Source organism: Kitasatospora sp. NPDC059160 (genome assembly GCF_042755465.1).
In the GTDB taxonomy this organism is placed as follows: Bacteria; Actinomycetota; Actinomycetes; order Streptomycetales; family Streptomycetaceae; genus Kitasatospora.
Map to the genome: position 1 here is coordinate 197567 of NZ_JBHZCN010000001.1, position 23172 is coordinate 220738.

17 protein-coding genes are annotated in these 23172 nt (G+C 71.9%); 13 read left to right on the forward strand and 4 right to left on the reverse strand.

Translation table 11 applies throughout. From position 1 onward, the window contains the following. Positions 1-4 precede the first annotated feature (4 nt). The 10 genes from nadC to ACFXOZ_RS00970 all read left to right on the forward strand — a co-directional run bounded on the left by nadC (position 5) and on the right by ACFXOZ_RS00970 (position 13271). Complete coding sequence (nadC, locus tag ACFXOZ_RS00925) at positions 5-973, forward strand: carboxylating nicotinate-nucleotide diphosphorylase (protein ID WP_375881694.1); 969 nt, start codon at positions 5-7, stop codon at positions 971-973. A 59-nt stretch (positions 974-1032) separates the two neighbouring features. Then, positions 1033-1818, forward strand: coding sequence for a type III pantothenate kinase (locus ACFXOZ_RS00930; RefSeq protein ID WP_375881691.1), 786 nt, complete (start codon positions 1033-1035; stop codon positions 1816-1818). A 165-nt stretch (positions 1819-1983) separates the two neighbouring features. Continuing rightward, complete coding sequence (locus ACFXOZ_RS00935; RefSeq protein ID WP_375881688.1) at positions 1984-2733, forward strand: hypothetical protein; 750 nt, start codon at positions 1984-1986, stop codon at positions 2731-2733. A gap of 102 nt (positions 2734-2835) precedes the next feature. Further along, complete coding sequence (lysX, locus tag ACFXOZ_RS00940; protein WP_375881685.1) at positions 2836-4392, forward strand: bifunctional lysylphosphatidylglycerol synthetase/lysine--tRNA ligase LysX; 1557 nt, start codon at positions 2836-2838, stop codon at positions 4390-4392. A 249-nt stretch (positions 4393-4641) separates the two neighbouring features. After that, on the forward strand, positions 4642-5106 hold the full coding sequence (locus ACFXOZ_RS00945) for a BlaI/MecI/CopY family transcriptional regulator (protein ID WP_375881683.1): 465 nt from the start codon (positions 4642-4644) through the stop codon (positions 5104-5106). 9 nt (positions 5107-5115) lie between these two features. Continuing rightward, positions 5116-5652: an amino-acid N-acetyltransferase gene (locus tag ACFXOZ_RS00950; RefSeq protein ID WP_375881681.1), complete on the forward strand. Its 537-nt coding sequence runs from the start codon at positions 5116-5118 to the stop codon at positions 5650-5652. 91 nt (positions 5653-5743) lie between these two features. Further along, positions 5744-6094, forward strand: coding sequence for an Lsr2 family protein (locus ACFXOZ_RS00955; RefSeq protein ID WP_375881678.1), 351 nt, complete (start codon positions 5744-5746; stop codon positions 6092-6094). A 668-nt stretch (positions 6095-6762) separates the two neighbouring features. Then, a complete protein-coding gene (locus tag ACFXOZ_RS00960; RefSeq protein WP_375881675.1) occupies positions 6763-9282 on the forward strand; it encodes an ATP-dependent Clp protease ATP-binding subunit in 2520 nt (839 codons plus the stop codon). 273 nt (positions 9283-9555) lie between these two features. After that, positions 9556-11907 (forward strand): immune inhibitor A domain-containing protein, encoded by a 2352-nt coding sequence (locus tag ACFXOZ_RS00965; RefSeq protein ID WP_375881672.1) that lies wholly within the window; start codon positions 9556-9558, stop codon positions 11905-11907. Between the two features lie 440 nt (positions 11908-12347). Continuing rightward, a complete protein-coding gene (locus ACFXOZ_RS00970; RefSeq protein ID WP_380586256.1) occupies positions 12348-13271 on the forward strand; it encodes a M23 family metallopeptidase in 924 nt (307 codons plus the stop codon). Between the two features lie 26 nt (positions 13272-13297). Here the strand turns inward: ACFXOZ_RS00970 and ACFXOZ_RS00975 are convergent, their stop codons facing one another. After that, positions 13298-13936: a TetR/AcrR family transcriptional regulator gene (locus ACFXOZ_RS00975; RefSeq protein WP_380522912.1), complete on the reverse strand. Its 639-nt coding sequence runs from the start codon at positions 13934-13936 to the stop codon at positions 13298-13300. A gap of 260 nt (positions 13937-14196) precedes the next feature. Between ACFXOZ_RS00975 and ACFXOZ_RS00980 the strand changes: the two genes are divergently transcribed. Further along, positions 14197-15792: an MDR family MFS transporter gene (locus ACFXOZ_RS00980; protein WP_380522913.1), complete on the forward strand. Its 1596-nt coding sequence runs from the start codon at positions 14197-14199 to the stop codon at positions 15790-15792. An 83-nt stretch (positions 15793-15875) separates the two neighbouring features. Here the strand turns inward: ACFXOZ_RS00980 and ACFXOZ_RS00985 are convergent, their stop codons facing one another. Then, positions 15876-16793, reverse strand: coding sequence for an A/G-specific adenine glycosylase (locus ACFXOZ_RS00985; protein ID WP_380586259.1), 918 nt, complete (start codon positions 16791-16793; stop codon positions 15876-15878). Between the two features lie 291 nt (positions 16794-17084). Here ACFXOZ_RS00985 and ACFXOZ_RS00990 point away from each other — a divergent pair, with 291 nt between their 5' ends. Continuing rightward, on the forward strand, positions 17085-17957 hold the full coding sequence (locus ACFXOZ_RS00990) for a hypothetical protein (RefSeq protein ID WP_380586262.1): 873 nt from the start codon (positions 17085-17087) through the stop codon (positions 17955-17957). Positions 17958-18136: 179 nt separating this feature from the next. Here the strand turns inward: ACFXOZ_RS00990 and disA are convergent, their stop codons facing one another. Both disA and radA read right to left on the reverse strand, forming a co-directional pair. Then, positions 18137-19195: a DNA integrity scanning diadenylate cyclase DisA gene (gene disA, locus ACFXOZ_RS00995; RefSeq protein WP_350507754.1), complete on the reverse strand. Its 1059-nt coding sequence runs from the start codon at positions 19193-19195 to the stop codon at positions 18137-18139. A 202-nt stretch (positions 19196-19397) separates the two neighbouring features. Beyond that, the gene (gene radA, locus ACFXOZ_RS01000) at positions 19398-20945 is read right to left on the reverse strand and encodes a DNA repair protein RadA (protein WP_375881658.1); all 1548 of its coding nucleotides are present in this window, start codon (positions 20943-20945) and stop codon (positions 19398-19400) included. A 150-nt stretch (positions 20946-21095) separates the two neighbouring features. Between radA and ACFXOZ_RS01005 the strand changes: the two genes are divergently transcribed. Then, positions 21096-23024 carry a hypothetical protein gene (locus ACFXOZ_RS01005; protein ID WP_380586265.1) on the forward strand — a complete coding sequence of 643 codons (1929 nt, stop codon included), beginning with the start codon at positions 21096-21098 and terminating at the stop codon, positions 23022-23024. Positions 23025-23172 lie beyond the last annotated feature (148 nt).

The window sequence follows — 23172 nt, forward strand, 5'->3', positions numbered from 1 at the left end:
AACCATGACCCACGCGCACGAGGAACTCCCCCTGGCCGACCAGGGCGGCTGCGGCGACGGCTGCGCCTGCGGGGACGGCGAGGGCTACGAGACCGGCCTGGACCCGCAGCTGGCCGAGCTGCTGGAGGAGGCCGGGCTGGACCCGATCGAGGTCGAGGACATCGCCACCCTGGCGCTGGCCGAGGACCTGGCCGGCGGCGAGGACGTCACCTCGGTGGCCACCGTGCCCGCCGACGCGGTCGCGACCGCCGACTTCACCGCCCGCCAGGCCGGTGTGGTGGCCGGCCTGCGGGTCGCCGAGGCGGTCGTCTCGCTGGTCTGCGAGGAGGAGTTCGAGGTCGAGCGGCACGTCCAGGACGGCGACCGGGTGGAGGCCGGCCAGGTGCTGCTGTCGGTCCGCTCGCGCACCCGCGACCTGCTGACCGCCGAGCGCAGCGCGCTCAACCTGCTCTGCCGCCTGTCCGGCATCGCCACCGCGACCCGGGCCTGGGCGGACGCCCTGGAGGGCACCGGCGCGGTCGTCCGGGACACCCGCAAGACCACCCCGGGCCTGCGCGCCCTGGAGAAGTTCGCGGTCCGCTGCGGCGGCGGCGCCAACCACCGGATGGCGCTCTCGGACGCCGCCCTGGTGAAGGACAACCACGTGGTCGCCGCGGGCGGCGTGGCCGAGGCCTTCCGGGCCGTCCGGGCCGCGTACCCGGAGCTGGCGGTCGAGGTCGAGGTGGACGAGCTGGCGCAGATCCCCCCGGTGCTGGAGGCCGGTGCGGACCTGATCCTGCTGGACAACTTCACCGTCGAGCAGTTGAAGGAGGCCGTCGCGCTGGTGGCCGGCCGGGCGAAGCTGGAGGCCTCCGGCGGACTGACCCTGGCCGGCGCGCGCGAGGTCGCCCAGACTGGTGTCGACTACCTGGCCGTGGGCGCGCTGACCCACTCCTCGCCGATCCTGGACATCGGCCTGGACCTGCGCGCCTGACCGTCAGGTCGAGAGCGGTTCCTGCCCCGATCCCGTCCCGACTCGCAGAAAGCGTTCCCGTGCTCCTCACCATCGACGTCGGCAACACCCAGACCACGCTCGGCCTGTTCGACGGCGAGGAAGTGGTGGAACACTGGCGGATCTCCACCGATCCGCGCCGCACGGCCGACGAACTGGCGGTGCTGCTGCACGGGTTGACGGGCAGTCGCACCGCGGTCCGGGAGGCCGCGGTGGAGGGCCTGGCGATCTGCTCCTCCGTCCCCGCCGTGCTCCACGAGCTCCGCGAGGTGACCCGCCGCTACTACGGCGACGTCCCCGCAGTGATCGTGGAGCCCGGCGTGAAGACCGGGGTGCACGTCCTGATGGACAACCCCAAGGAGGTCGGCGCGGACCGGATCGTCAACGCGCTGGCCGCCAACCACCTGTACGGCGGCCCGTGCATCGTGGTCGACTTCGGCACCGCGACCACCTTCGACGCCGTCAACGCGCGCGGCGACTACGTGGGCGGCGCGATCGCCCCCGGCATCGAGATCTCGGTCGAGGCGCTCGGCGTCCGCGGCGCCCAGCTGCGCAAGATCGAGCTGGCCCGGCCGCGCAACGTGATCGGGAAGAACACCGTCGAGGGCATGCAGTCCGGCATCCTCTACGGCTTCGCCGGTCAGGTCGACGGCCTGGTCGAGCGGATGGCCCGGGAGCTGGCCAAGGACCCGGACGACGTCCAGGTGATCGCCACCGGCGGGCTCGCCCCGCTGGTCCTCGGCGAGGCCACCACCATCGACGAGCACGAGCCCTGGCTGACCCTGATCGGCCTGCGCCTGGTGTACGAGCGCAACCGGCCGAGCTGACCCCGCCCGCCGTCCCCGCTGCCCCGCACCCCCGGTCACTCGGCTGACCCGGTGGGTGCGGGGCAGCGTCACAGGCTTGGCGAAAGGTTTCTCCAGCGGGCCGACCGCGCGGAATTCCGCGCGACGTTACCGACAAATCGGATATTCCTCACGTAGTGTCAACCCATGCCTACGCCACACGGATCGCGCGGCGGCATGGCCTTCAGCGCCGACGAAGTCCGCGTGCTGCGCCGAGCCCTCGCCCAAGCCCTGCACCCCGCCGTCCCCGTCCACCTCCAGGCCCCCGACCGGACGGCGCTCGCCGGGCCCGGCGCCGAGCTGTGGGCGGAGGACGTCCAGGACGCCCTGCACCTGACCGAGGCCATCGACGAGGCCGTCCAGGAGGGCGGCCGGCTGCGCGCCTTCCTGCTCGCCGACCTCGGCCGCTACCGCGCCGCCCTGCCCGGCAGCGCCCCCGGCTACCTGGAGCGCCTGGAGGAGGCGGTGACCGACGGCTACCTGCCCGGACCCGAGGACCTCACCGCCCTGCGCGGGCTGACCCGCCAGCCCTGCGGCCACGGCGAGCGGGCCCGCCGCTCCCGGCTCGCCGGGCGCTGCCACGCCCTGGCCGAGGCCGCCGTCCGTGAGCGCCTGGCGCTCTCCACCGGGCAGCCGCGCCACCTGGTGGCCGTACCGAACCCCGCCGCACCACCCAGCAGTCACCCCACCCCTGTAGGAGGACGGATCACGATGAGCAGCACCGACTCCCGGGACTCCCGCCCGGAGCAGCCCGCCGCCGCGCAGACCCCGCCCCGCCCGCACCGGATGCCCACCCCGGCCGAACTCTTCGGCCGCCGCCCCAAGCCTCCGGCCCGGCCCGCCCCGGAGGCCGGGCGGGACGGCGAGGAGGTCGAGCTCGCCACCGGCACCGGCTGAGCCGCCCGCACCCGCCCCGGAGGGGAGGCCGTCGGTCCGACGGCCTCCCCTCCGGCGATATCCGGTCGCGGAGCACCGTGTGTGGCTGGCTACCCTTGTGGGGTGAGCGATCAGAGCCTTGTCCCCGCGACCGACGACCTTCCCGAGCAGATGCGCGTCCGGCGCGAGAAGCTGGACCGGCTCCGGGCGGCCGGGGTCGACCCGTACCCGGTCGGATTCCCCCGCACCAGCACCATCGCGGACCTGCGTGCCAAGCACCCGGACCTCGAACCCGACACCGCGACCGGCGAGCGCGCCGGCATCACCGGCCGGGTGATCCTGTCCCGCACCGGCGGCAAGCTCTGCTTCGCCACCCTGCGCGACGGCTCCGGCGACCTCCAGGTGATGTTCTCCCTGGACAAGCTCGGCGCCGAGCGGCTGGCGGCCTGGAAGTCCGACATCGACCTGGGCGACCAGGTCGGCGTCGAGGGCGAGGTGATCACCTCCAAGCGCGGCGAGCTGTCGGTGATGGTGGACCGCTGGGAGCTCACCGCCAAGTGCCTGCGCCCGCTGCCGGACAAGCACAAGGGCCTGACCGACCCGGAGGCCCGGGTCCGCCAGCGCTACGTCGACCTGATCGTGAACCCCGAGGCGCGCGAGATCCTGCACCTGCGCAGCAAGGTCGTCCGCTCGATCCGCCGCACCTACGAGGACCGCGGCTACATCGAGGTCGAGACCCCGATGCTGCAGCCGGTGCACGGCGGTGCCAACGCGCGTCCGTTCAAGACGCACATCAACGCGTACGACATCGACCTCTACATGCGCATCGCCCCCGAGCTGTACCTCAAGCGGCTGGTGGTCGGCGGCGCCGAGAAGGTCTTCGAGATCAACCGCAACTTCCGCAACGAGGGCGCGGACTCCACCCACAACCCGGAGTTCACCTCGCTGGAGTCGTACGAGGCCTACGGCGACTACGACACCCAGGCCGAGCTGATCCGCGCGACGATCGTCAACGCCGCCCGGGACGCCCTGGGCACCACGGTGATCAAGGGCCTCGACCCGCACGGCGTGGAGCACGAGATCGACCTGGCCGAGCCGTGGGCGGAGGTCAGCGTCTACCCGGGCATCTCCGCCCACCTGGGCGTCGAGGTCACCCCGGAGACCTCCGTCGAGGAGCTGCGCGCGCTGGCCACCGAGCACGGCATCCCGTTCGAGAAGAACTGGGGCCACGGCCAGATCGTGCTGGAGATGGTGGAGCGCCTGCTGGAGGAGAACGCCGTCCGGCCGACCTTCATCAAGGACTACCCGACCGAGGTCTCCCCGCTGACCCGCCAGCACCGCTCGGTCGCGGGCGTGGCCGAGAAGTGGGACCTGGTGATCTTCGGCACCGAGATCGGCACCGCCTACTCCGAGCTGGTCGACCCGGTCGAGCAGCGCGCCCGCCTGACCGCGCAGTCCCTGCTGGCCGCCGGCGGCGACGTCGAGGCGATGCAGGTGGACGAGGACTTCCTGCGCGCCCTGGAGTACGCGATGCCCCCGACCGGTGGCCTGGGCCTCGGCGTGGACCGCCTGATCATGCTGCTGACCGGCAAGAACATCCGGGAGACCGTGCTCTTCCCGCTGGTGAAGCCGGAGCCGAAGGCCTCCGCCGCCGCGGCGGAGAAGACCGAGGAGGAGTGACCTGATGGACTACGTCAGCGCGATCGTGCCGCCGCTGGTCATGGCGATCGGCTTCGGATTCCTGGTGCGGGCCATCATCCGCAGCCAGGGCGGGGCCCAGAAGGCCAAGGAAGACACCGACTGATCGACTGGCGTCGTCAGCCGCTCCGAACCACCCGCGCCGCCATTCCCGATTCCCGGGGGTGGCGGCGCGCCGGTTTGGCGCACTTCACAAGATTTGCCCCATTCACTCCCTATCCTGGCCGCACTATGGTCCGGCAACTCGGCGAACTTGAGAACGCCATCATGACCCGGGTGTGGCGGTGGAACCGACCGGTGACGGTTCGCGAGGTTCTCCTGGATCTGCAGTCGGAACGCGAAATCGCGTACACCACGGTGATGACCGTCCTGGACAAGCTGCACAGAAAGGGCTGGCTGCGCCGCGAGCGGGTGGGCCGGGCCTATCGATATGAACCGGTCTCCTCGCGTGAGGCGTACACGGCGGCCCTGATGAACGACGCCTGGGCCACCGGCGACAATCCCGCGGCGGCCCTGGTCCACTTCTTCGGCCTGATGTCGCCGGAGCAGCGCGAGGCCCTCCGGGACGCCTTGCGGGTCGCGGCCTTGTTCCCGCCCGATCCAGCGGCGGATCAGCCCGCCCCGGATTCCCCCGCGGACGGCCCCGATACCGGCGGAGCGGATACCGGGGAGACCCCGCCGGGCGCGACGCGATAACGTCCCGCCATGGAGGTCACCATCCGCCGCGCGCGGACCACGGACGTACGGGCCGTACGCGGGCTCATCGACGCCTACTCGCGCGACGGCATTCTGCTCGACAAGCCCACAGTCACACTGTTCGAATCCGTCCAGGAGTTCTGGGTCGCGGAACGCGACGACAACGGCGCGGTGGTGGCCTGCGGCGCCCTGCACGTGATGTGGGAGGACCTCGCCGAGGTCCGCACCCTCGCGGTCGATCCGTCCTGCCGGGGCTTCGGGATCGGGCACGTGCTGTTGGAGAAGCTGGTGCAGACCGCCCGCTGGCTGGGCGTCCGTCGGATTTTCTGCTTGACGTTCGAGGTTCCGTTCTTCGCGAAACACGGTTTCGTCGAGATCGGGGAGCTCCAGGAAACCGATGATGGTACGACAGACCCGGCGGCGATCGCTACGGACGTCTATGAAGAACTCCTCCGCTCGTACGATGAAGGTGTCGCGGAGTTCCTCGACCTGGAGCGGGTGAAGCCCAACACACTGGGCAACTCACGCATGCTGCTGCACCTCTGAGCGGCTCCGCGCCGGTCAAGGGTTTGTGTTTTCCGCAGAAAGGCGCTTTCCTTTCCTTAGGCAATGGGTCGTTTAGCGGAAAGGGAAGCCCGTGGCACAGAGGGTGCAGGTCATTCTTGAAGACGATCTCGATGGCGGTTCGGCGGACGAGACGGTGACGTTCGCGCTCGACGGCGTTGCCTACGAGATCGATCTGAAGAGCGCCAACGCGGACAAGCTGCGCGGTCTGCTGGCGCCCTACCTGGAGAAGGGCCGCAAGCAGAGCGGCCGGCTGGCCGGGCCCCGCCGCCCGGGCCGCGCCGCCGCTGCGCGGCCGTCCGGCAGCGCTCCCGACACCGCGAAGGTCCGCGCGTGGGCCAAGGAGCAGGGCATGGAGGTCAACGACCGCGGCCGGGTGCCGAGCACCGTCCGCGAGGCCTACGACAAGGCCAACGTGGCCTGACCCCGGCGCCACCACCGGCCCGCCGGAGCGGATGCGGGGCCCCGGCGGCCGCGTACGGCACCGACGACACACGCGCGGGGCGCGGAGGTGACACCTCCGCGCCCCGCGGCGCGCACCGGGCCGGCCGCCGCACCGGGGCCCCGGGGCCCGGGCCTGCCCGGCCGGCCGGGGCTGCGGGCTCGGGCGGCGGAACAATCACGAGCTGTGCAACGCTGTAGGGGCGAAGCGGTAACGCGGACACCCCGGGATGGCGTACGACCGTCCCCGGCCGCCGTCGAACCACCGTCACCGCGGCCGGACTTCTCGCCAGGCGAACACCGCCACCGCGGAAACTGCGCGAGAACCGCCCCGATACCGGGTATGAATGCAGGTGGACGGGTTCTTCGACCTGTCCAGGGGCAGCATGTGCGACCGGCCGAAGAGGACCCGGCTCCGCCCCGGCGACTCTTGTTCGCCGATGGCGTAGCGGTTTCCGGTGCATCCGGCCCACCTGTGGGAACACCGATTCCCAGCATCAGGTTGGGATTGGTGTCGGCTGGTCGCGCAGCATCTCGCTCCTCTACCGGGGAGTGAATCCGTGGGCCGCGCCGCTGAGCGGGACTAGCATGCGGAAGGACAGGGCGGGGACGGACCCCGAACTGCCCGACCGCTCTGAGGAGCGATAAACGATGTTCGAGAGGTTCACCGACCGCGCGCGGCGGGTTGTCGTCCTGGCTCAGGAAGAAGCCCGGATGCTCAACCACAACTACATCGGCACCGAGCACATCCTCCTGGGTCTGATCCACGAGGGCGAGGGCGTCGCCGCCAAGGCCCTGGAGAGCCTCGGGATTTCCCTTGAGGCCGTGCGCCAGCAGGTCGAGGAGATCATCGGCCAGGGCCAGCAGGCCCCGTCCGGTCACATTCCCTTCACCCCCCGGGCGAAGAAGGTCCTGGAGCTGTCGCTCCGGGAGGCCCTGCAGCTCGGCCACAACTACATCGGCACCGAGCACATCCTGCTCGGCCTGATCCGCGAGGGCGAGGGCGTCGCCGCCCAGGTCCTGGTGAAGCTGGGTGCCGACCTCAACCGGGTGCGCCAGCAGGTCATCCAGCTGCTCTCCGGTTACCAGACCAGCGGCGGCAAGGAGTCGGCCACGGCCGGCGGGCCCGCCGAGGGCACCCCGTCGACCTCGCTGGTCCTGGACCAGTTCGGGCGCAACCTCACCCAGGCCGCCCGCGAGGCCAAGCTCGACCCGGTCATCGGGCGCGAGAAGGAGATCGAGCGGGTCATGCAGGTGCTGTCCCGCCGCACCAAGAACAACCCGGTCCTGATCGGTGAGCCCGGCGTCGGCAAGACCGCCGTGGTCGAGGGCCTGGCGCAGGCGATCGTCAAGGGCGAGGTCCCGGAGACGCTCAAGGACAAGCAGCTCTACACGCTGGACCTGGGCGCCCTGGTGGCCGGCTCGCGCTACCGCGGTGACTTCGAGGAGCGCCTCAAGAAGGTGCTCAAGGAGATCCGCACCCGCGGCGACATCATCCTGTTCATCGACGAGCTGCACACCCTGGTCGGTGCGGGCGCCGCCGAGGGCGCCATCGACGCCGCCAGCATCCTCAAGCCGATGCTGGCCCGCGGCGAGCTGCAGACCATCGGTGCCACCACCCTGGACGAGTACCGCAAGCACCTGGAGAAGGACGCCGCGCTGGAGCGCCGCTTCCAGCCGATCCAGGTCGCCGAGCCCTCGCTGCCGCACACCATCGAGATCCTCAAGGGTCTGCGCGACCGCTACGAGGCCCACCACCGGGTCTCCATCACGGACGCCGCCCTGGTCGCCGCCGCCACCCTGGCCGACCGGTACATCTCGGACCGCTTCCTGCCGGACAAGGCGATCGACCTGATCGACGAGGCCGGCTCGCGCATGCGCATCCGCCGGATGACCGCGCCGCCGGACCTGCGCGAGTTCGACGAGAAGATCGCCGACGTGCGCCGCGAGAAGGAGAGCGCGATCGACGCGCAGGACTTCGAGAAGGCCGCGTCCCTGCGCGACGACGAGAAGCAGCTCCTGCAGGCCAAGGCCAAGCGCGAGAAGGAGTGGAAGGCCGGCGACATGGACGTCGTCGCGGAGGTCAACGAGGAGCTCATCGCCGAGGTCCTGGCCACCGCCACCGGCATCCCGGTCTTCAAGCTGACCGAGGAGGAGACCTCCCGGCTGCTGCGCATGGAGGACGAGCTACACAAGCGCGTCATCGGCCAGAAGGACGCCATCAAGGCGCTCTCCCAGGCCATCCGGCGCACCCGTGCGGGCCTCAAGGACCCGAAGCGCCCCGGCGGTTCGTTCATCTTCGCCGGCCCGTCCGGCGTCGGTAAGACCGAACTGTCCAAGACGCTCGCCGAGTTCCTCTTCGGCGACGAGGACGCGCTGATCGCGCTCGACATGTCCGAGTTCTCCGAGAAGCACACCGTCTCCCGGCTGTTCGGCTCCCCGCCCGGGTACGTGGGCTACGAGGAGGGCGGCCAGCTGACCGAGAAGGTCCGCCGCAAGCCGTTCTCGGTCGTCCTCTTCGACGAGGTCGAGAAGGCCCACCCGGACATCTTCAACTCGCTGCTGCAGATCCTGGAGGACGGTCGTCTGACCGACTCCCAGGGCCGCGTGGTCGACTTCAAGAACACCGTCATCATCATGACGACCAACCTCGGCACCCGGGACATCTCCAAGGGCTTCAACCTGGGCTTCGCGGCCACGGGTGACTCCCAGACCGGGTACGAGCGGATGAAGGCGAAGGTCGGCGAGGAGCTCAAGCAGCACTTCCGCCCCGAGTTCCTGAACCGCGTCGACGACATCGTGGTGTTCCACCAGCTGTCCGAGGTCGACATCATCCAGATCGTCGACCTGATGATCGCCAAGGTGGACGAGCGGCTCAAGGACAAGGACATGGGCCTGGAGCTCAGCGTCGAGGCCAAGAAGCTGCTGGCCAAGCGCGGCTACGACCCCATCATGGGCGCCCGTCCGCTGCGCCGCACCATCCAGCGCGAGATCGAGGACCACCTCTCCGAGAAGATCCTCTTCGGCGAGCTGCGGGCCGGCCACATCGTGGTCGTGGACGTGGACGGCGACGGCAAGGACGCCAAGTTCACCTTCCGCGGCGAGGAGAAGTCGGCCGTCGCGGACACCCCGGCCGAGGTCGCTTCGTCCGGTCCGGACCTGACGAAGTAGACCAACATTTAACAGACAACTTCACAGCCACGAGCCCCCGGCGTCCGCGCCGGGGGCTCGTTGCGTTCCGGATTCCCGCGCAGGGCCCGGACCAGGCGTTTTCTGACCTGCCGTCAGCTGACATGAAATCGGCGAGCATAGCGCCGTGGCCATGTCAGGGTCAAGGTCTATCTTTTCCAGCTCCACTTCGGTCAAATGACGTCCACCTGTCTTTCATATTGGTTTACCGGGCCTTGGCCAAGAGTCAGCTCGGTCGGGGAGGGCGTCACAACGTTGAAGACCACCAGGAGAGCCGCAGCGGTCACCACCGCGGCGGCGGTCATAGTCACGCTCGGCGCGGGTCTGTTCCCGAGCAGCGCCGTCGCGGCCGGCTCGGCACCGGTTCCGAAGGACCCGGCCGACGCCGTCCAGTCCGTCAACACCGAGCACAACATCCCGGGCCCGCTGACCGCCAAGGTCGACGCGGAGAAGAAGGCCGCCACCGAGCAGCTGCTCAACGGCACCGCCCAGGTCGAGCAGCACAACGGCAGCACCAGCGTGAAGCTCGGCAAGGACAAGTACGTCGAGCTCCCCCGTGAGCGCTCGGACAAGATCTTCACGATCCTGGTCGACTTCGGCGACCAGGTCGACAACACCACCAAGACCGCCGACGGCAAGGTCAAGTACGGCGGCGAGGCCGGCCCCAAGCACAACGAGATCGAGGCGCCCGACCGCGCCACGAACAACTCGACCGCCTGGCAGGCCGACTACAACCAGCAGCACTACCAGGACCTGTACTTCGCCAAGGACAAGCCCTCGCTGAAGACCTTCTACGAGAAGCAGTCCTCGGGCCGCTACACGGTCGACGGCGTGGTCTCGGACTGGGTCCGGGTGCCGTGGAACGAGGCCCGTTACGGCTCCGACTACTGCGGCTCCAACGTCTGCTCCAGCGCCCAGGACCTGATCCGCGACGCCGTCGACATCTGGTACAAGGACCAGCTGGCGAAGGGTCAGACCAAGGAGCAGGTCAAGGCGACGCTGGCCTCGTACGACCAGTGGGACCGCTACGGGTCGCACCACGACGGGAACTTCAACCAGCCCGACGGGTACATCGACCACTTCCAGATCGTGCACGCCGGTGAGGACAAGTCGGCCGGTGGCGGCAAGCAGGGCAGCAAGGCCCTGTGGGCGCACCGCTCGTACGTCTACGGCAACCTGACCGGCCAGGCCGGCCCGGACAACAACAAGCTCGGCGGCGTCCAGGTCGGTGACTCCGGCTTCTGGATCGGCGACTACACGATGCAGCCGGAGAACGGCGGCCTCGGCGTCTTCGCGCACGAGTACGGCCACGACCTCGGTCTGCCGGACCTCTACGACACCGCCGGCAAGGGCATCGACAACTCGGTCGGCTTCTGGTCCCTGATGTCCTCCGGCTCCTGGCTCGGCGAGGGCAAGGACAGCATCGGCGACATGCCGAACGACCTCGACGCCTGGAGCAAGTACCAGCTCGGCTGGCTCAAGGTCGACCGCGCCAAGGCGGGCACCGAGTCGACGCACCACATCGGCCCGGTCGAGTACAACACCAACCTTCCGCAGGCGCTCATCGTCGACCTGCCGAAGAAGAGCATCACCACCGACATCAACAAGCCCTTCGGTGGCAACAACGAGTGGTGGAGCGGCAGCGCCGACAACCTCAACGTCACGCTGACCCGCGACATCGACCTGACCGGCAAGACCAAGGCCAGCATCAACGCCAAGGCCTGGTACGAGCTGGAGCCGGACTTCGACTACGCCTTCGGCGAGGTCTCCACCGACGGTGGCAAGACCTGGACCGTGGTGGACGGCACCTGGAACGGCGCCGCCCTCCCGAAGGAGAACGGCCGCCCGGCCCTCAGCGGCCTCACCGCCGCCTGGGGCGACCTGTCGTTCAACCTGGACGCCTACGCGGGCAAGAAGATCCAGTTCCGCTACCACAACACCACTGACGGCGGTCTGCACTACCGCGGCTTCGCGGCGGACAACATCGCCGTGGTCGCCGACGGTGCCACCGTGTTCAGCGACGACGTGGAGAACGGCGACAACGGCTGGACCGCCGCCGGCTTCACCCGCTTCGGCGGCTCGTACACCAAGGACTACGCGCAGTACTACATCGCGGAGAACAAGCAGTACGTGTCGTTCGACCAGACCCTCAAGACCGGCCCGTACAACTTCGGTTCGGCCGCCAAGCCCAGCTGGGTCGAGCACTACTCGTACCAGCCCGGCCTGCTGATCTGGTACTGGGACGAGTCGCAGACCGACAACAACGTCAGCGCCCACCCGGGCCACGGCCTGGTCCTGCCGGTCGACTCGCACCCGGCCCCGATCAAGTGGTCCGACGGCACCCTGATGCGTCCGCGCATGCAGGGCTTCGACTCGACCTTCGGTTCGCGCCGCGTCCCGGCGCTGACCCTGCACAAGGCCGACGTCGAGACCGTCATCCCGAAGTCCAAGGGCGTCGACGAGTTCAACGACCTGAAGTCCTGGTGGTCGAAGGACGACCAGTACGCCGGTGTGGACGTGCCGAAGACCGGCACCAGCATCGAGGTCGAGAACGAGTCCGCGAACTACCTGGAGACCTGGATCCGGGTCCGCCCGGTCGACAACTGATCGTCCTGACGGTCAGGCCGTGATCGCGCGGCACTGAGTTCTCCACGTCCGGCCCGCCCCCGCCACCGCGCGGGGGCGGGCCGGACGCTTTTCGGCGGCCGGGCGCTCTTCGGCGGCCGGGCGCTTTCCGTCGGCCGGCTCCGCCCGGGAGCGCGCGCACCGGGTGGCGCTGGTCACAGCGGTTCGGCGCGGTACGACCGGGCCTAGTAGTCGGCGGGGCGGGACCGCGGCGTGGACCCGGTCGGGCCTCGGCGATCCGATCTCATGATCATTACTCCGTCGGCGGGAATCCCGGCGCCACGCCGACTACACGGGGTAGTACATCGCCGGGTTTGGGGCTGCGCTCGGTGACGGTTAAAGCTGAGTGCTCCCCAGCGCAGCCGACCGCCCGACCGGGCGTTTCCGTGCTGCCCCCGCACGACCGTGAGGTACGACCCGCGATGTCCAACGTCCCGCCCGTGGGGCCGGCCCTGCGCCGGCTCGCCGTCCGCGCGACGGCCCAGGCGGCCGTCTGGCAGCCGCGGATCGGCCAGGCCGTCCGCAGCCGCGCCGTACCGTCGCTGCGGCTGCTCACGACCCCCCGGCACGCCACCCTGCCGGGCAGCCGGCAGCGGACCGAGCGCGACCACGCGGTGGCCTCGGCCGGGGCGGCCGCCGCGCTGCTGGCGGGCGTGCTGCTGATCGCCACTCCGGGCAGCGCCTCGGCGCAGACCGTACGGCCGACCACGCCCGGCAGCTCGGCCTTCACGGCCCCGCGGGCGGAGGTGCCCAACCCGGGCCTGGTGCAGGTGGCCGGGCCGAGCCCGTACAAGCTGCCGGACGACGCCGCCTCGGCGCAGGCCTTCGTGGCCGTGGCGCCCAACCTGCTGCCGCTCGACCCGGCCGCCGCGGAGCCCGCGCCCGCCGAACAGCCCGGCGCGCAGCCGGAGGCCGCACCGGACCCCGCGCCCGCGCCGGACTGGTCGGCGCCGGCGCCGGACGCGCCGACCAGCAACCCGTTCGGGAAGCCCAACCGCAGCTACGCCGCCGGGTACCACACCGGGGTGGACTTCGCGGTCTCCCCCGGCACGCCGGTGCTGGCGGTCGGCGACGCGACCGTGGTCTCGGCCGGCTGGGACGGCGCGTACGGCAAGGAGGTCGTGCTGCGGCTGGCCGACGGGCACTTCGCGCAGTACGCGCACCTGTCGGCGGTCTCGGTGTCGGCCGGCGACCGGGTGCCGGCGGGCCTACGGGTCGGACTGTCCGGGAACACCGGCAACTCGACCGGGCCGCACCTGCACTTCGAGATCCGCACCAGCAACCGCTACGGCGCGGTGGTCAACCCGATCGCCTACCTCTCCGCGCACGGCGTCACGGCGTTCTAGGACGCCGTGCCGCGGTGCCGCGGTGATCAGCCGGTGGTGCCGGTGGTGGGTCGGCCGATCCGGCTGCTGATCTCCAGCGCGACCTCGCGGGCCGCTTCGAGCGCCTCCTCCAGGTCCGCGGCCGGCAGCTTCTCGCCCCACACGTTCTCGGTCTCGCCGCAGTCGGAGGAGTCCTGCTTGAGCAGGAAGAACGCCGAGTGGGCGGTGAACAGCGCCATCGTGGCCCGCAGCCGGTCGCGGAACCCGGCGTCGGGTCCGTGCACCAGCTGCATCATGGTGATCACGCGCTCCCGGAACGCCAGCCCGGCCGGGGACTCCCGCAGCGCGGGCTGGTTCTCGTGGAAGAAGCGCAGCAGCGGGGCCCGCTCGGTCATCCCGTCCGCGTAGCGCCGGATCAACTCGTCGCGCATCTCCGGGCTCCAGGCCTCCTGCTCCCGGCCCCACGCGATGATCTCGTCGATCGGCGCGGCCATCCGCTCCACGATGCCCAGGACGATGTCGTCCTTGGTCTTGAAGTGGTAGTACAGCGCGGCCTTGGTGACGCCCAGTCGGTCGGCGATCTCACGCAGCGAGGTCTGCTCGTAGCCCTGCTCCGAGAAGAGCTCCAACGACACCTCGATGATGCGAGCCCGGGTGTCGCTGCGGGGGCTGTGCGGAGTGCCCATGGCCTGCCTCGTTGACTGCGTCGGTGACGGCTGCGGTGACTTGCTGCGGTGACTTGCTGCGGTGACGGCTGCGGACCCAGGGTGGCGTCCGCCCCGGGCCCATTCTCCCTGCCCAGGCGCTCGGTCTTAAAACTGGCTTGACGACCGGCTAGTAAAAAGCCTACCGTGCCGACGATCGATAAACTAGCCGGGCGTCAAGTAAGTGATCCGCACCGCGGCGCGAGGCCCGTCCGAAACACCCCTCCGGGAGACCCCACCCCATGTCACAGTCCAAGACCGCCGGCCCGGTACCGGAGGACAAGGCGACCGAGGAGGAGCAGCCGCGGTCACCCCGCGAGATCCGCCTCGTGATGGTCGGCCTGGTCGTCACGATGCTGCTGGCCATGCTCGACAACCTGATCGTCGGAACCGCGATGCCGACCATCGTCGGCGACCTCGGCGGCGCCGAGCACCTCTCCTGGGTGGTCACCGCGTACACCCTGGCCACCGCCGCCTCCACCCCGATCTGGGGCAAGCTCGGCGACCTCTACGGTCGCAAGGGCATCTTCCTGACCTCGATCGTGATCTTCCTGGTGGGCTCGGCGCTGTCCGGCCTGTCCCAGAACATGAACGAGCTGATCGGCTTCCGCGCCGTGCAGGGCCTCGGCGCCGGCGGCCTGATGGTCGGCGTCATGTCGATCATGGGTGCGCTCGTCCCGCCGCGTGACCGCGGCAAGTACCAGGGCATGTTCGCCGCCGTGATGGCCCTCGCCACCATCGGCGGCCCGCTGGTCGGCGGCTTCATCACCGACCACCTGAGCTGGCACTGGACCTTCTACATCAACCTGCCGCTCGGCCTGATAGCCCTCGCCGTGGTCGTCGTCACCCTCAAGCTGCCGAAGGTCACCAACACCGCCCGGATCGACTACCCGGGCGCGGTGCTGCTCACCGCGGGCATCACCTCGCTGGTGCTGATCACCACCTGGGGCGGCCAGCAGTACGCCTGGGGCTCCAAGGAGATCCTCGGCCTGGCCGCGCTCGCCGTCGCCTCGCTGATCGCCTTCTGCTACGTGGAGCAGCGGGCCCAGGAGCCGATGCTCCCGCTGAGCCTCTTCAAGAACCTGAACTTCACCCTGGTCTCGATCATCGGCTTCGTGGTCGGCTTCGTGATGTTCGGCTCGACCGTCTTCCTGCCGCTCTACCAGCAGATCGTCCAGGGCGCCTCGGCGACCAACTCCGGCCTGCTGCTGATGCCGATGATGTTCGGCATGCTGGTCGTCTCGCTGGTGGTCGGCCAGGCCGTCACCAAGACCGGCAAGTACCGGATCTTCCCGATCATCGGCACCGTCGTGATGACCGCCGGCATGGTCCTGCTCTCCACCATGGGCGTCGGGACCAGCAGCTTCACCTCGGCCTGCTGGATGGTCGTGCTCGGCGCGGGCATGGGCTTCCTGATGCAGATCACCATGCTGGTCGCCCAGAACAGCGTGGAGCTCAAGGACATGGGCGTGGCCAGCTCCACCGCCACCCTGTTCCGCACCATCGGCGGTTCCTTCGGTGTCGCGCTGTTCGGCGCCCTGTTCAACAACCGGGTGAAGGACACCATGACCTCGCGCCTGGGCGAGCAGGCCTCGGCCGGCGGCGGGGCGAAGGACCCGGGCCAGGTGAGCCCGGCCGAGCTGCGCAAGCTGCCCGAGGTCGTCCAGGACGCCTACCACCACGCCGTGTCCAACGGCATGCACACCGTCTTCCTGTGGGGCGCCGGGGTGGCCGTGATCGCCATCGCCGCCGCACTGTTCCTGCGCGAGGTGCCGCTGCGCGGCACCGGCAAGGGCGAGAAGCCGGCCGAGGCCTCGCTGGAGGCGGCGGCCGTCTGACGACCGCCCACGGACGACGGCGCCCCCGGGAAGGGATCTCCCGGGGGCGCCGTCCTCGTTGTCCGGGGGGGCTTCGCCGCCGGCTACTGGGGCAGCCGGTAGACGCCCTGCTCGACCGGCTCGACCAGGCCGTCGGCGACCAGTCCGTCCAGGGCCCGGGCGCGCTGCACCGCATCCGGCCAGACCGCGTCCAGCCGGGCCTGCGGGACGGTGCCGTGCGCCTCGCGCAGCACCGCGAGCAGCTTGCCGCGCACCTGGCGGTCGGTGCCCTCGTAGGTCTGGCCGCGCCGGGCGGGGCCCTCGTACGGCGGGCGGCCGGCCCGCTGCCAGGCGCAGACGGTGAACAGCGGGCACTCCCCGCACTCCGGGCCCCGGGCGGTACAGACCAGGGCTCCCAGCTCCATCACGCCGACCGCCCAGGTGGCGGCCGTCCCGGCGTCGTCCGGCAGCAGCGCGGTCGCGGTGCGGCGCTCGGCGGCGGTGGTGGCGGTGGCCGGGTACTCCACGCCGGTCACCGCGCGGGCGAAGACCCGGCGGACGTTGGTGTCCAGCACCACGTGCCGCTGGCGGAAGGCGAAGGAGGCGACGGCCGCGGCGGTGTACTCCCCCACCCCGGGCAGCGAGAGCAGCGTGGCGTGGTCGTCCGGGACCTCCCCGCCGTGCTCCTCGGTGATCGCCACGGCGGCCGCGTGCAGGCGCAGCGCGCGGCGCGGGTAGCCCAGCCGGCCCCACATCCGGACCGCCTCGCCGGGCGCCTCGGCGGCGAGGGCGGCGGGGGTGGGCCAGCGGGTCATCCAGGCCTGCCAGGCGGGCAGCACCCGCTTCACCGGGGTCTGCTGGAGCATGAACTCGCTCACCATGACGGCCCAGGGCGTCGCGTCGGGGGTCCGCCAGGGCAGGTCGCGCTTGCTGGCCTCGTACCAGTCGATGACGGTCGAGTGCAGCAGCGGCAGGGGCAGTGGCGGCGCGGGGGCGGCTTCGGTGGCGGTGATGGCAGTCATGGCCCTTCGATCCTCCCACGGCCGCGGAGCCGGATCGAAGCGGATGCGGGGGCTCCGGACGGACCGTTCTCCCCCGGTTTCCGCTCGGGTCGCCACCCGGGCTCCTTCCGGACTCCAGCGGGTCTCCGGCCGGTTCTCCGCCGGTTTCCGGCCGGGCATCCGGGTGAAAGGACTCCCTCGAACGGATCAAATGGCGGATCATGTGAAAGAAGGGGCGACTGTGCGGTGTTGGTGAGTCAATCGCCACACGCAGTCCCATAGAGTTTGATCGTGCCCTCTTTGCGTCAACCCGTGGGACCGCTGCCGGCCTCGATCTACTGGCGTCGGCGTGTCGTCGTGCTCGTCGCCGTCGCGGCGGTCGTCGCCCTGATCGCCTGGCTGATGACCGATCAGGGCGGGGGCGGTGACGGCGGCTCGTCGAGCAAGGCCGCGCAGCCCGTACCGTCCCAGAGCCAGACGCCCGCTCAGGCGATCACGCCCGGCGCCTCGCCGAGCGGCCCCGCGGCGCACCCGGCCGGCGGCTCCGGCGGCGGGCCGGTGGCCAGCGGCGGCGGCAGCGAGGTCGGCCTCAGCGGCGGCGCCACGGGTGGCGGCGCCGGCGGGACCGGCGGCTCGGGCGGGACCGGTGGGTCCGGTACCTCGGGCGGGTCCGGCGGCGCGGGCGGTTCCGGTGGCGGCAGCCCGGCGCCCGGCGGGGCCGGCGGCTCGGGCGGTGGCGCCCCGGCGGTGAACACCGCCGAGGTGATGGCACTCCCGGTCTGCTCCTCCTCGCAGGTCGCCCTGGAGCTGGCTGGCACCCAGAACTCGTACCAGCCCAAGGACAAGCCCAAGCTGGCGCTGACGGTCAAGAACTCCTCCGGCGCCAACTGCCGGGTGGACCTGGGCCGCACCGCCTCCGTGATCACGGTCAGCAGCGGCAGCAACAACGACCGGGTCTGGTCCTCCGGCGACTGCCCGCCCGACAAGGGCAACATCTGGGTGCAGATCCCGGCGAACGGCAGCCAGACCGAGACCTTCACCTGGGACCGCAGCCGCAGCAAGCCGCAGTGCGCGACCGCCGACCAGACCGCCCCGGCGAACGGGACGTACGTGGTGCTGGCGGAGCTCACCGGGCTCTCCGGTGACAAGGTGTCGGCCCGGACCTCGATCCGACTGGACAGCTGAACGCCCGTCACGTCCCCACGGAGCCCCCGGCCGCCGAGCGGTCGGGGGCTCCGCGCTTCGGCACGTCGGCCCGGCGGCACGTCGGCCGTTCCGTGCCGCGGGGTCCGGGGACGCGGAACGGCCCCCGAGGAAGCGTTTCTCCGGGGGCCGTTCGTGGTCCGCTGCGCGTCCGCGTCCGGTCAGACGTAGCGCTCCAGGATGGACGATTCGGCAAGGCGGGACAGGCCCTCGCGGACCGAGCGGGCCCGGGTCTCGCCGACGCCCTCGACCGTCTGCAGGTCGTCGATGCTGGCCGCGAGCAGCTTCTGCAGGCCGCCGAAGTGCTCGACCAGGCGCTCTATCACCGTGTTGGGCAGGCGCGGGATCTTCGCCAGCAGGCGGTAGCCGCGCGGGGAGACGGCGGAGTCCAGGGACTCCGGCGTGCCGGAGTAGCCGAGCGCCTTGGCGACCGTCTGCAGGTCCAGCAGCTCGGCGTGGGTGAGCGCCTCCAGGTCGGCCAGCACCTCGGTGACCGTGCGGCCCTTCTTGGCGGCGCGCTCCGGGAAGTAGTCCCGGGCGACCAGCTCGCGCTCCGGCTCCACACCCGCGATCAGCTCGTCCAGCTGGAGCGAGAGCAGACGGCCGTCGATGCCGAGCTCCAGCACGTAGCCGGCGATCTCGGTGGCGATCAGCCGGACCATCTCCAGGCGCTGGGCCACGGCGGTGACGTCCCGGACCGTCACCAGGTCCTCGATCTCCAGGGCGGAGAGCGTGCCGGCCACCTCGTCCAGGCGCAGCTTGTAGCGCTCCAGGGTGGCCAGCGCCTGGTTGGCGCGGGAGAGGACGGTGGTGGAGTCCTCCAGCACCCGGCGGGTGCCGTTGACGTACATGGCGATCAGCCGCATCGAGTGCGAGACCGCGACCACCGGGTAGCCGGTCTGCCGGTTGACCCGCTCGGCGGTGCGGTGGCGGGTGCCGGTCTCGTCGGTGGGGATGGTGGAGTCCGGCATCAGGTGGACGCCGGCCCGGACGATCTTGGTGATGTCCTTGTCCAGCACCACCGCGCCGTCGAGCTTGCACAGCTCGCGCAGGCGGGTCGCGCTGAACTCGACGTCCAGGACGAAGCCGCCGGTGCAGATCGGCTCGACGGTCTTGTCGAAGCCCAGCACGATCAGGCCACCGGTATTGGCCCGCAGGACCCGTTCCAGTCCGTCACGAAGCGCGGTACCGGGCGCGATGGCGGTGAGGGAGGCCCGCAGCAGGGCCTCCTCACGGGAGGCCTTGTCCGCCCCCCGGTCGCTGGCTGCCACGTGACTCCTCCGGTCGACCCCGTGCCGCGCGCCTCGCGCCGTGCGCCGGTCCGCGGTCTGTTGCTCTGTCGCTCAGTACCGCTCCGGTACTGCCTTCTGGCCAATGAGACTGGGGAAAGTCTAACTGCGTGCGGCTTCGGCAGGGCTTGGGTCAGCGCAGTTCATCGGAGTCGAGCGGCTCCCAGCCGTCCATCAGCTCCTCCGGGTACGCCGGGACCCGGGGTGCGCGGGGCGCCGGCGGGGCCGACGGAGCCTCACCACGCCCCTCCGTACGGGCCTCACCGCGGGTCTCGGAGCGGCTCTCGGAGCGCGACTTGGCGGCGGCCCGGCGGCGGCCCGGGATGGCCCGCAGCGCCTCGCCGATGTCGGCCACCTCGACCACCTTCATGCCCGGCGGCACCTTGCCCGGGTCCGGCGGGACCAGGGCGTGGGTGAAGCCCAGCCGGTGCGCCTCGGCCAGCCGGCGCTGCACACCCGTCACCCGCCGCACCTCGCCGGCCAGGCCGACCTCACCGATCGCCACCAGGTTGCTGGGCAGCGGGGTGTCGGTGGAGGAGCTGGCCACCGCGAGCGCGACCGCGAGGTCGGCGGAGGGCTCGGTGAGCTTCACCCCGCCGACCGTCGCGGTGTAGATGTCCTGCTTTCCGAGCTTCACCCCGCCGTGCCGCTCGACCACGGCCAGGATCATCGCGATCCGGGGCGACTCCAGGCCCGAGGTGGTGCGCCGCGGGGAGGGGATCTGCGAATCCACCATCAGCGCCTGCACCTCGGCGACCAGCGGGCGCTTGCCCTCCAGGGTGACGGTGAGGCAGGTGCCCGGGACGGGCTTGTCACGCCTGGTCAGGAAGAGGCCGGACGGGTCGGCCAGGCCGACGATGCCCTCGTCGTGCAGCTCGAAGCAGCCCACCTCGTCGGTGGCGCCGTAGCGGTTCTTGACCCCGCGGATGAGCCGCAGCCGGGCGTGCCGGTCGCCCTCGAAGCTCAGCACCACGTCCACCAGGTGCTCCAGCAGGCGGGGGCCGGCGATCTGGCCGTCCTTGGTGACGTGGCCGACCAGCAGGGTGGCCATGCCCCGCTCCTTGGAGGCCCGGATCAGCGCGCCCGCCACCTCGCGGACCTGGGCCGGGCCGCCGGGGGCGCCGTCCAGCTCGGCGGAGGCGATGGTCTGCACCGAGTCCAGGATCAGCAGGCCGGGGTTGACCGCCTCGATGTGCCCCAGCACCGCGCCGAGGTCCTGCTCGGCGGCGAGGTAGAGGTGCTCGGAGAGGGCGTTGATCCGGTCGGCGCGCAGCCGGACCTGGCCTGCCGACTCCTCGCCGGTGACGTAGAGCGTACGGTGCCGGTCGGTGGCCGCCTTGGCCGCGACGTCCAGCAGCAGGGTGGACTTGCCGACACCGGGCTCGCCGGCCAGCAGCACCACCGCGCCGGGCACCAGGCCGCCGCCGAGCACCCGGTCCAGCTCCGGCACGCCCGTGGAGCGGGCCGTCGCGACCTGGCCGTCCACCTGGGCGATCGGCCGCGCGGGCGCGCTGACCGGGCCCGCGGCGGTGGTGCGGATCGGCACCGCGCCGTACTCCTCGACCGTGCCCCAGGCGTTGCACTCCGGGCAGCGGCCGACCCACTTCGGCAGCTGGTTGCCGCACTCGGTGCAGCGGTAGGCCGGGCGCGGCTTGGCGGTGGTCTTGGAACGCGGAGGCATGCGGCCCACGGTAGCGGCTGGGTGTGACAGCGGAGGACCACCGCCGGACCGGACGCGCGCCCACACAGATGGGCGATGTTGTTACCCGAAAGAAGTACATACGCGGCGAACGGCGGGGACGGACCGCCCGCTGCTCCTACCGTCGGACGGGTGACAACGCGAACTGTTGGGCCCGTCGGGGCTGCGGACGCCGTGCTCGCGGCGTACGACCGGCAGGTGGACGGCCTGTTCACCTACTGCCTCTCGGTGCTGTGCGAGCACGACGCGGCGGCCGGCGCCCTGCGTGAGGTCCGCGAACTGGCCCGGCGGCACGGCAACCGGCTGGCCGAGCCCGGACTGGTCCGGGCCTGGCTCTTCTCACTGGCCCGGTACTGCTGCCTGCGGCGGCTCGCGGACGGGGCCTGCTCGGAGGGCGGGAGCGGGCCGGAGAGCGGCAGCGGGTCGGAGGACGGGACCGGCGCGGGGCCCGGGGCCGATTCGACCGGCGCGGAGCCGACCGGGGCGGAGGCGGTCCGGCGGCGGCGCGAGCTGGCCTCGCTCGCCTGGCCGGAGGCGGCCGGTACGGACCCGGAGCAGCGCGAGGCGCTGGAACTCTCCGTCCGGCACCGGCTGACGCCGCTGGAGGTGGCGGCCGTCCTGGGCCTGCCGTTCGAGCGGACCCGGGCCCTGCTCGCCGCCGCCGAGGCCGAGGTGGCCCGGACCAGGGCGGCGCTGCTGGTGCTCGGGGTGGGTAGCTGCCCCGAGCTGGACCGGCTGGGCGGGGCCGGGGCCGAGTCCTGGCGGGACTGGGTGCTCGGCCCGGCGCTGCGGCGGGAGCTGGTGCAGCACGTGGTGGACTGCCCGACCTGCCGGGGAACGGCGGAGCGGGTGGCCGCCGGCGGGGCGGCGGAGGGCGCGTCCGGGCTGTCTGGGCTGTCGGGCCTGCCGCTGCTGACGGCGCCGGCCGCGGTGGGCGGCGCGGCGCAGCCCCCGGCGGCAGGGGCGGCGGGGCGGCGGGGTACCGCGGCGGCCGAACCGGGGCTGCGCTTCGACCACGGCGGCTTCCCCCGGCACCGGGCGCCGGACGCGGGCCGAAGCCTGGCGGTCCGTCGGCGGGTGGTGACCACCGGGGTGCTCGCGGCCGTCCTGGCGGCGCCGGTGGTGGCGCTCTGGGCCGGGCACCGGGGCGGCACCGGGGCGGGGGCGGCGGCCTCGGTGTCGGCGGTGCGGGTGGACGGGGCCGGGTCGGACGCCGGGCAGCGGCCGCCCTGGTCGGCCGGGGTGGGCGCGGGCGGCGGCGCGGGGATGCCCGGGCTGGAGCTGGCGGGTGCGGGTGGCAGTGGGGCGGGTGGCGGAGGTGGCGGGAGTGGTGCAGAAACGTTGCTGCCCGGCTTTCCGCGGCTCACCCTCCAGGGACCGCTGGTCCCCGTGCCGGCCCGCGGCGCGACCCCGCTCGGCAGCCCCGCCCTGGTCGCCGCCCCGGCTCCCGCGGTCGAACAGGCCTCCGCGCCGGGCGCGGGCAACCCGGCGCCCGCCGGGCTGCTCACCGTCGAGGCCGGGGAGTACGGCAGCCGGACGGTGCTCACCCTCACCAACTCCGGCACCACGGAGATCCGCTGGCACGCGGTGACGGACGCCGGCTGGCTCCGGCTCAGCCGCGACTCGGGGACGCTGGCGCCGGGGCAGCGGATCACCGTGATCGTCACCGTGGACGAGGACCTCGCGCCCACCACCCACTGGACCGCCCGGATCGCGCTGCCGCCCTCCCAGGCGGTGGTCACCCTGGAGGGCGGACCGCAGAACCGGGGCGGTACCGCGTCCTCCTCGGCGGAGCCCTCGTCGGGGGACTCGACGGGGAGTTCGGCAGGGAGCTCGGCAGGGCCTTCCTCGGGGCCTGCGCCCTCGGGGCCTTCGTCGGCCTCCGCCTCGCCCTCCTCGCCGGCGTCGCCTTCGACGACGGCCCCGGCCCAGCCCACCGCGACGCCGAGCCGGACGGTCCCGCCGTCCCCCTCCGGATCGCCGAGCAGCGCACCCGCGACCACGGCGTCTCCGACGGCCGGCGCCTCGCCCCACCCGACGGGGGCGGCGACGGGGCACTAGGCAGGCGGGCCGCGGTGCCGCGTGGAGTGGGAAGTCGGCCGGGTCGACTTCCTGCTCCCCGAGCCGCGGGGGCGGCGGGGGGGGGGTGGGTGAGCCCCGGGCGCGGGCGCGCAGCGGGGGCCGCCCGGGGAGGAGGTGGAGCGCGACC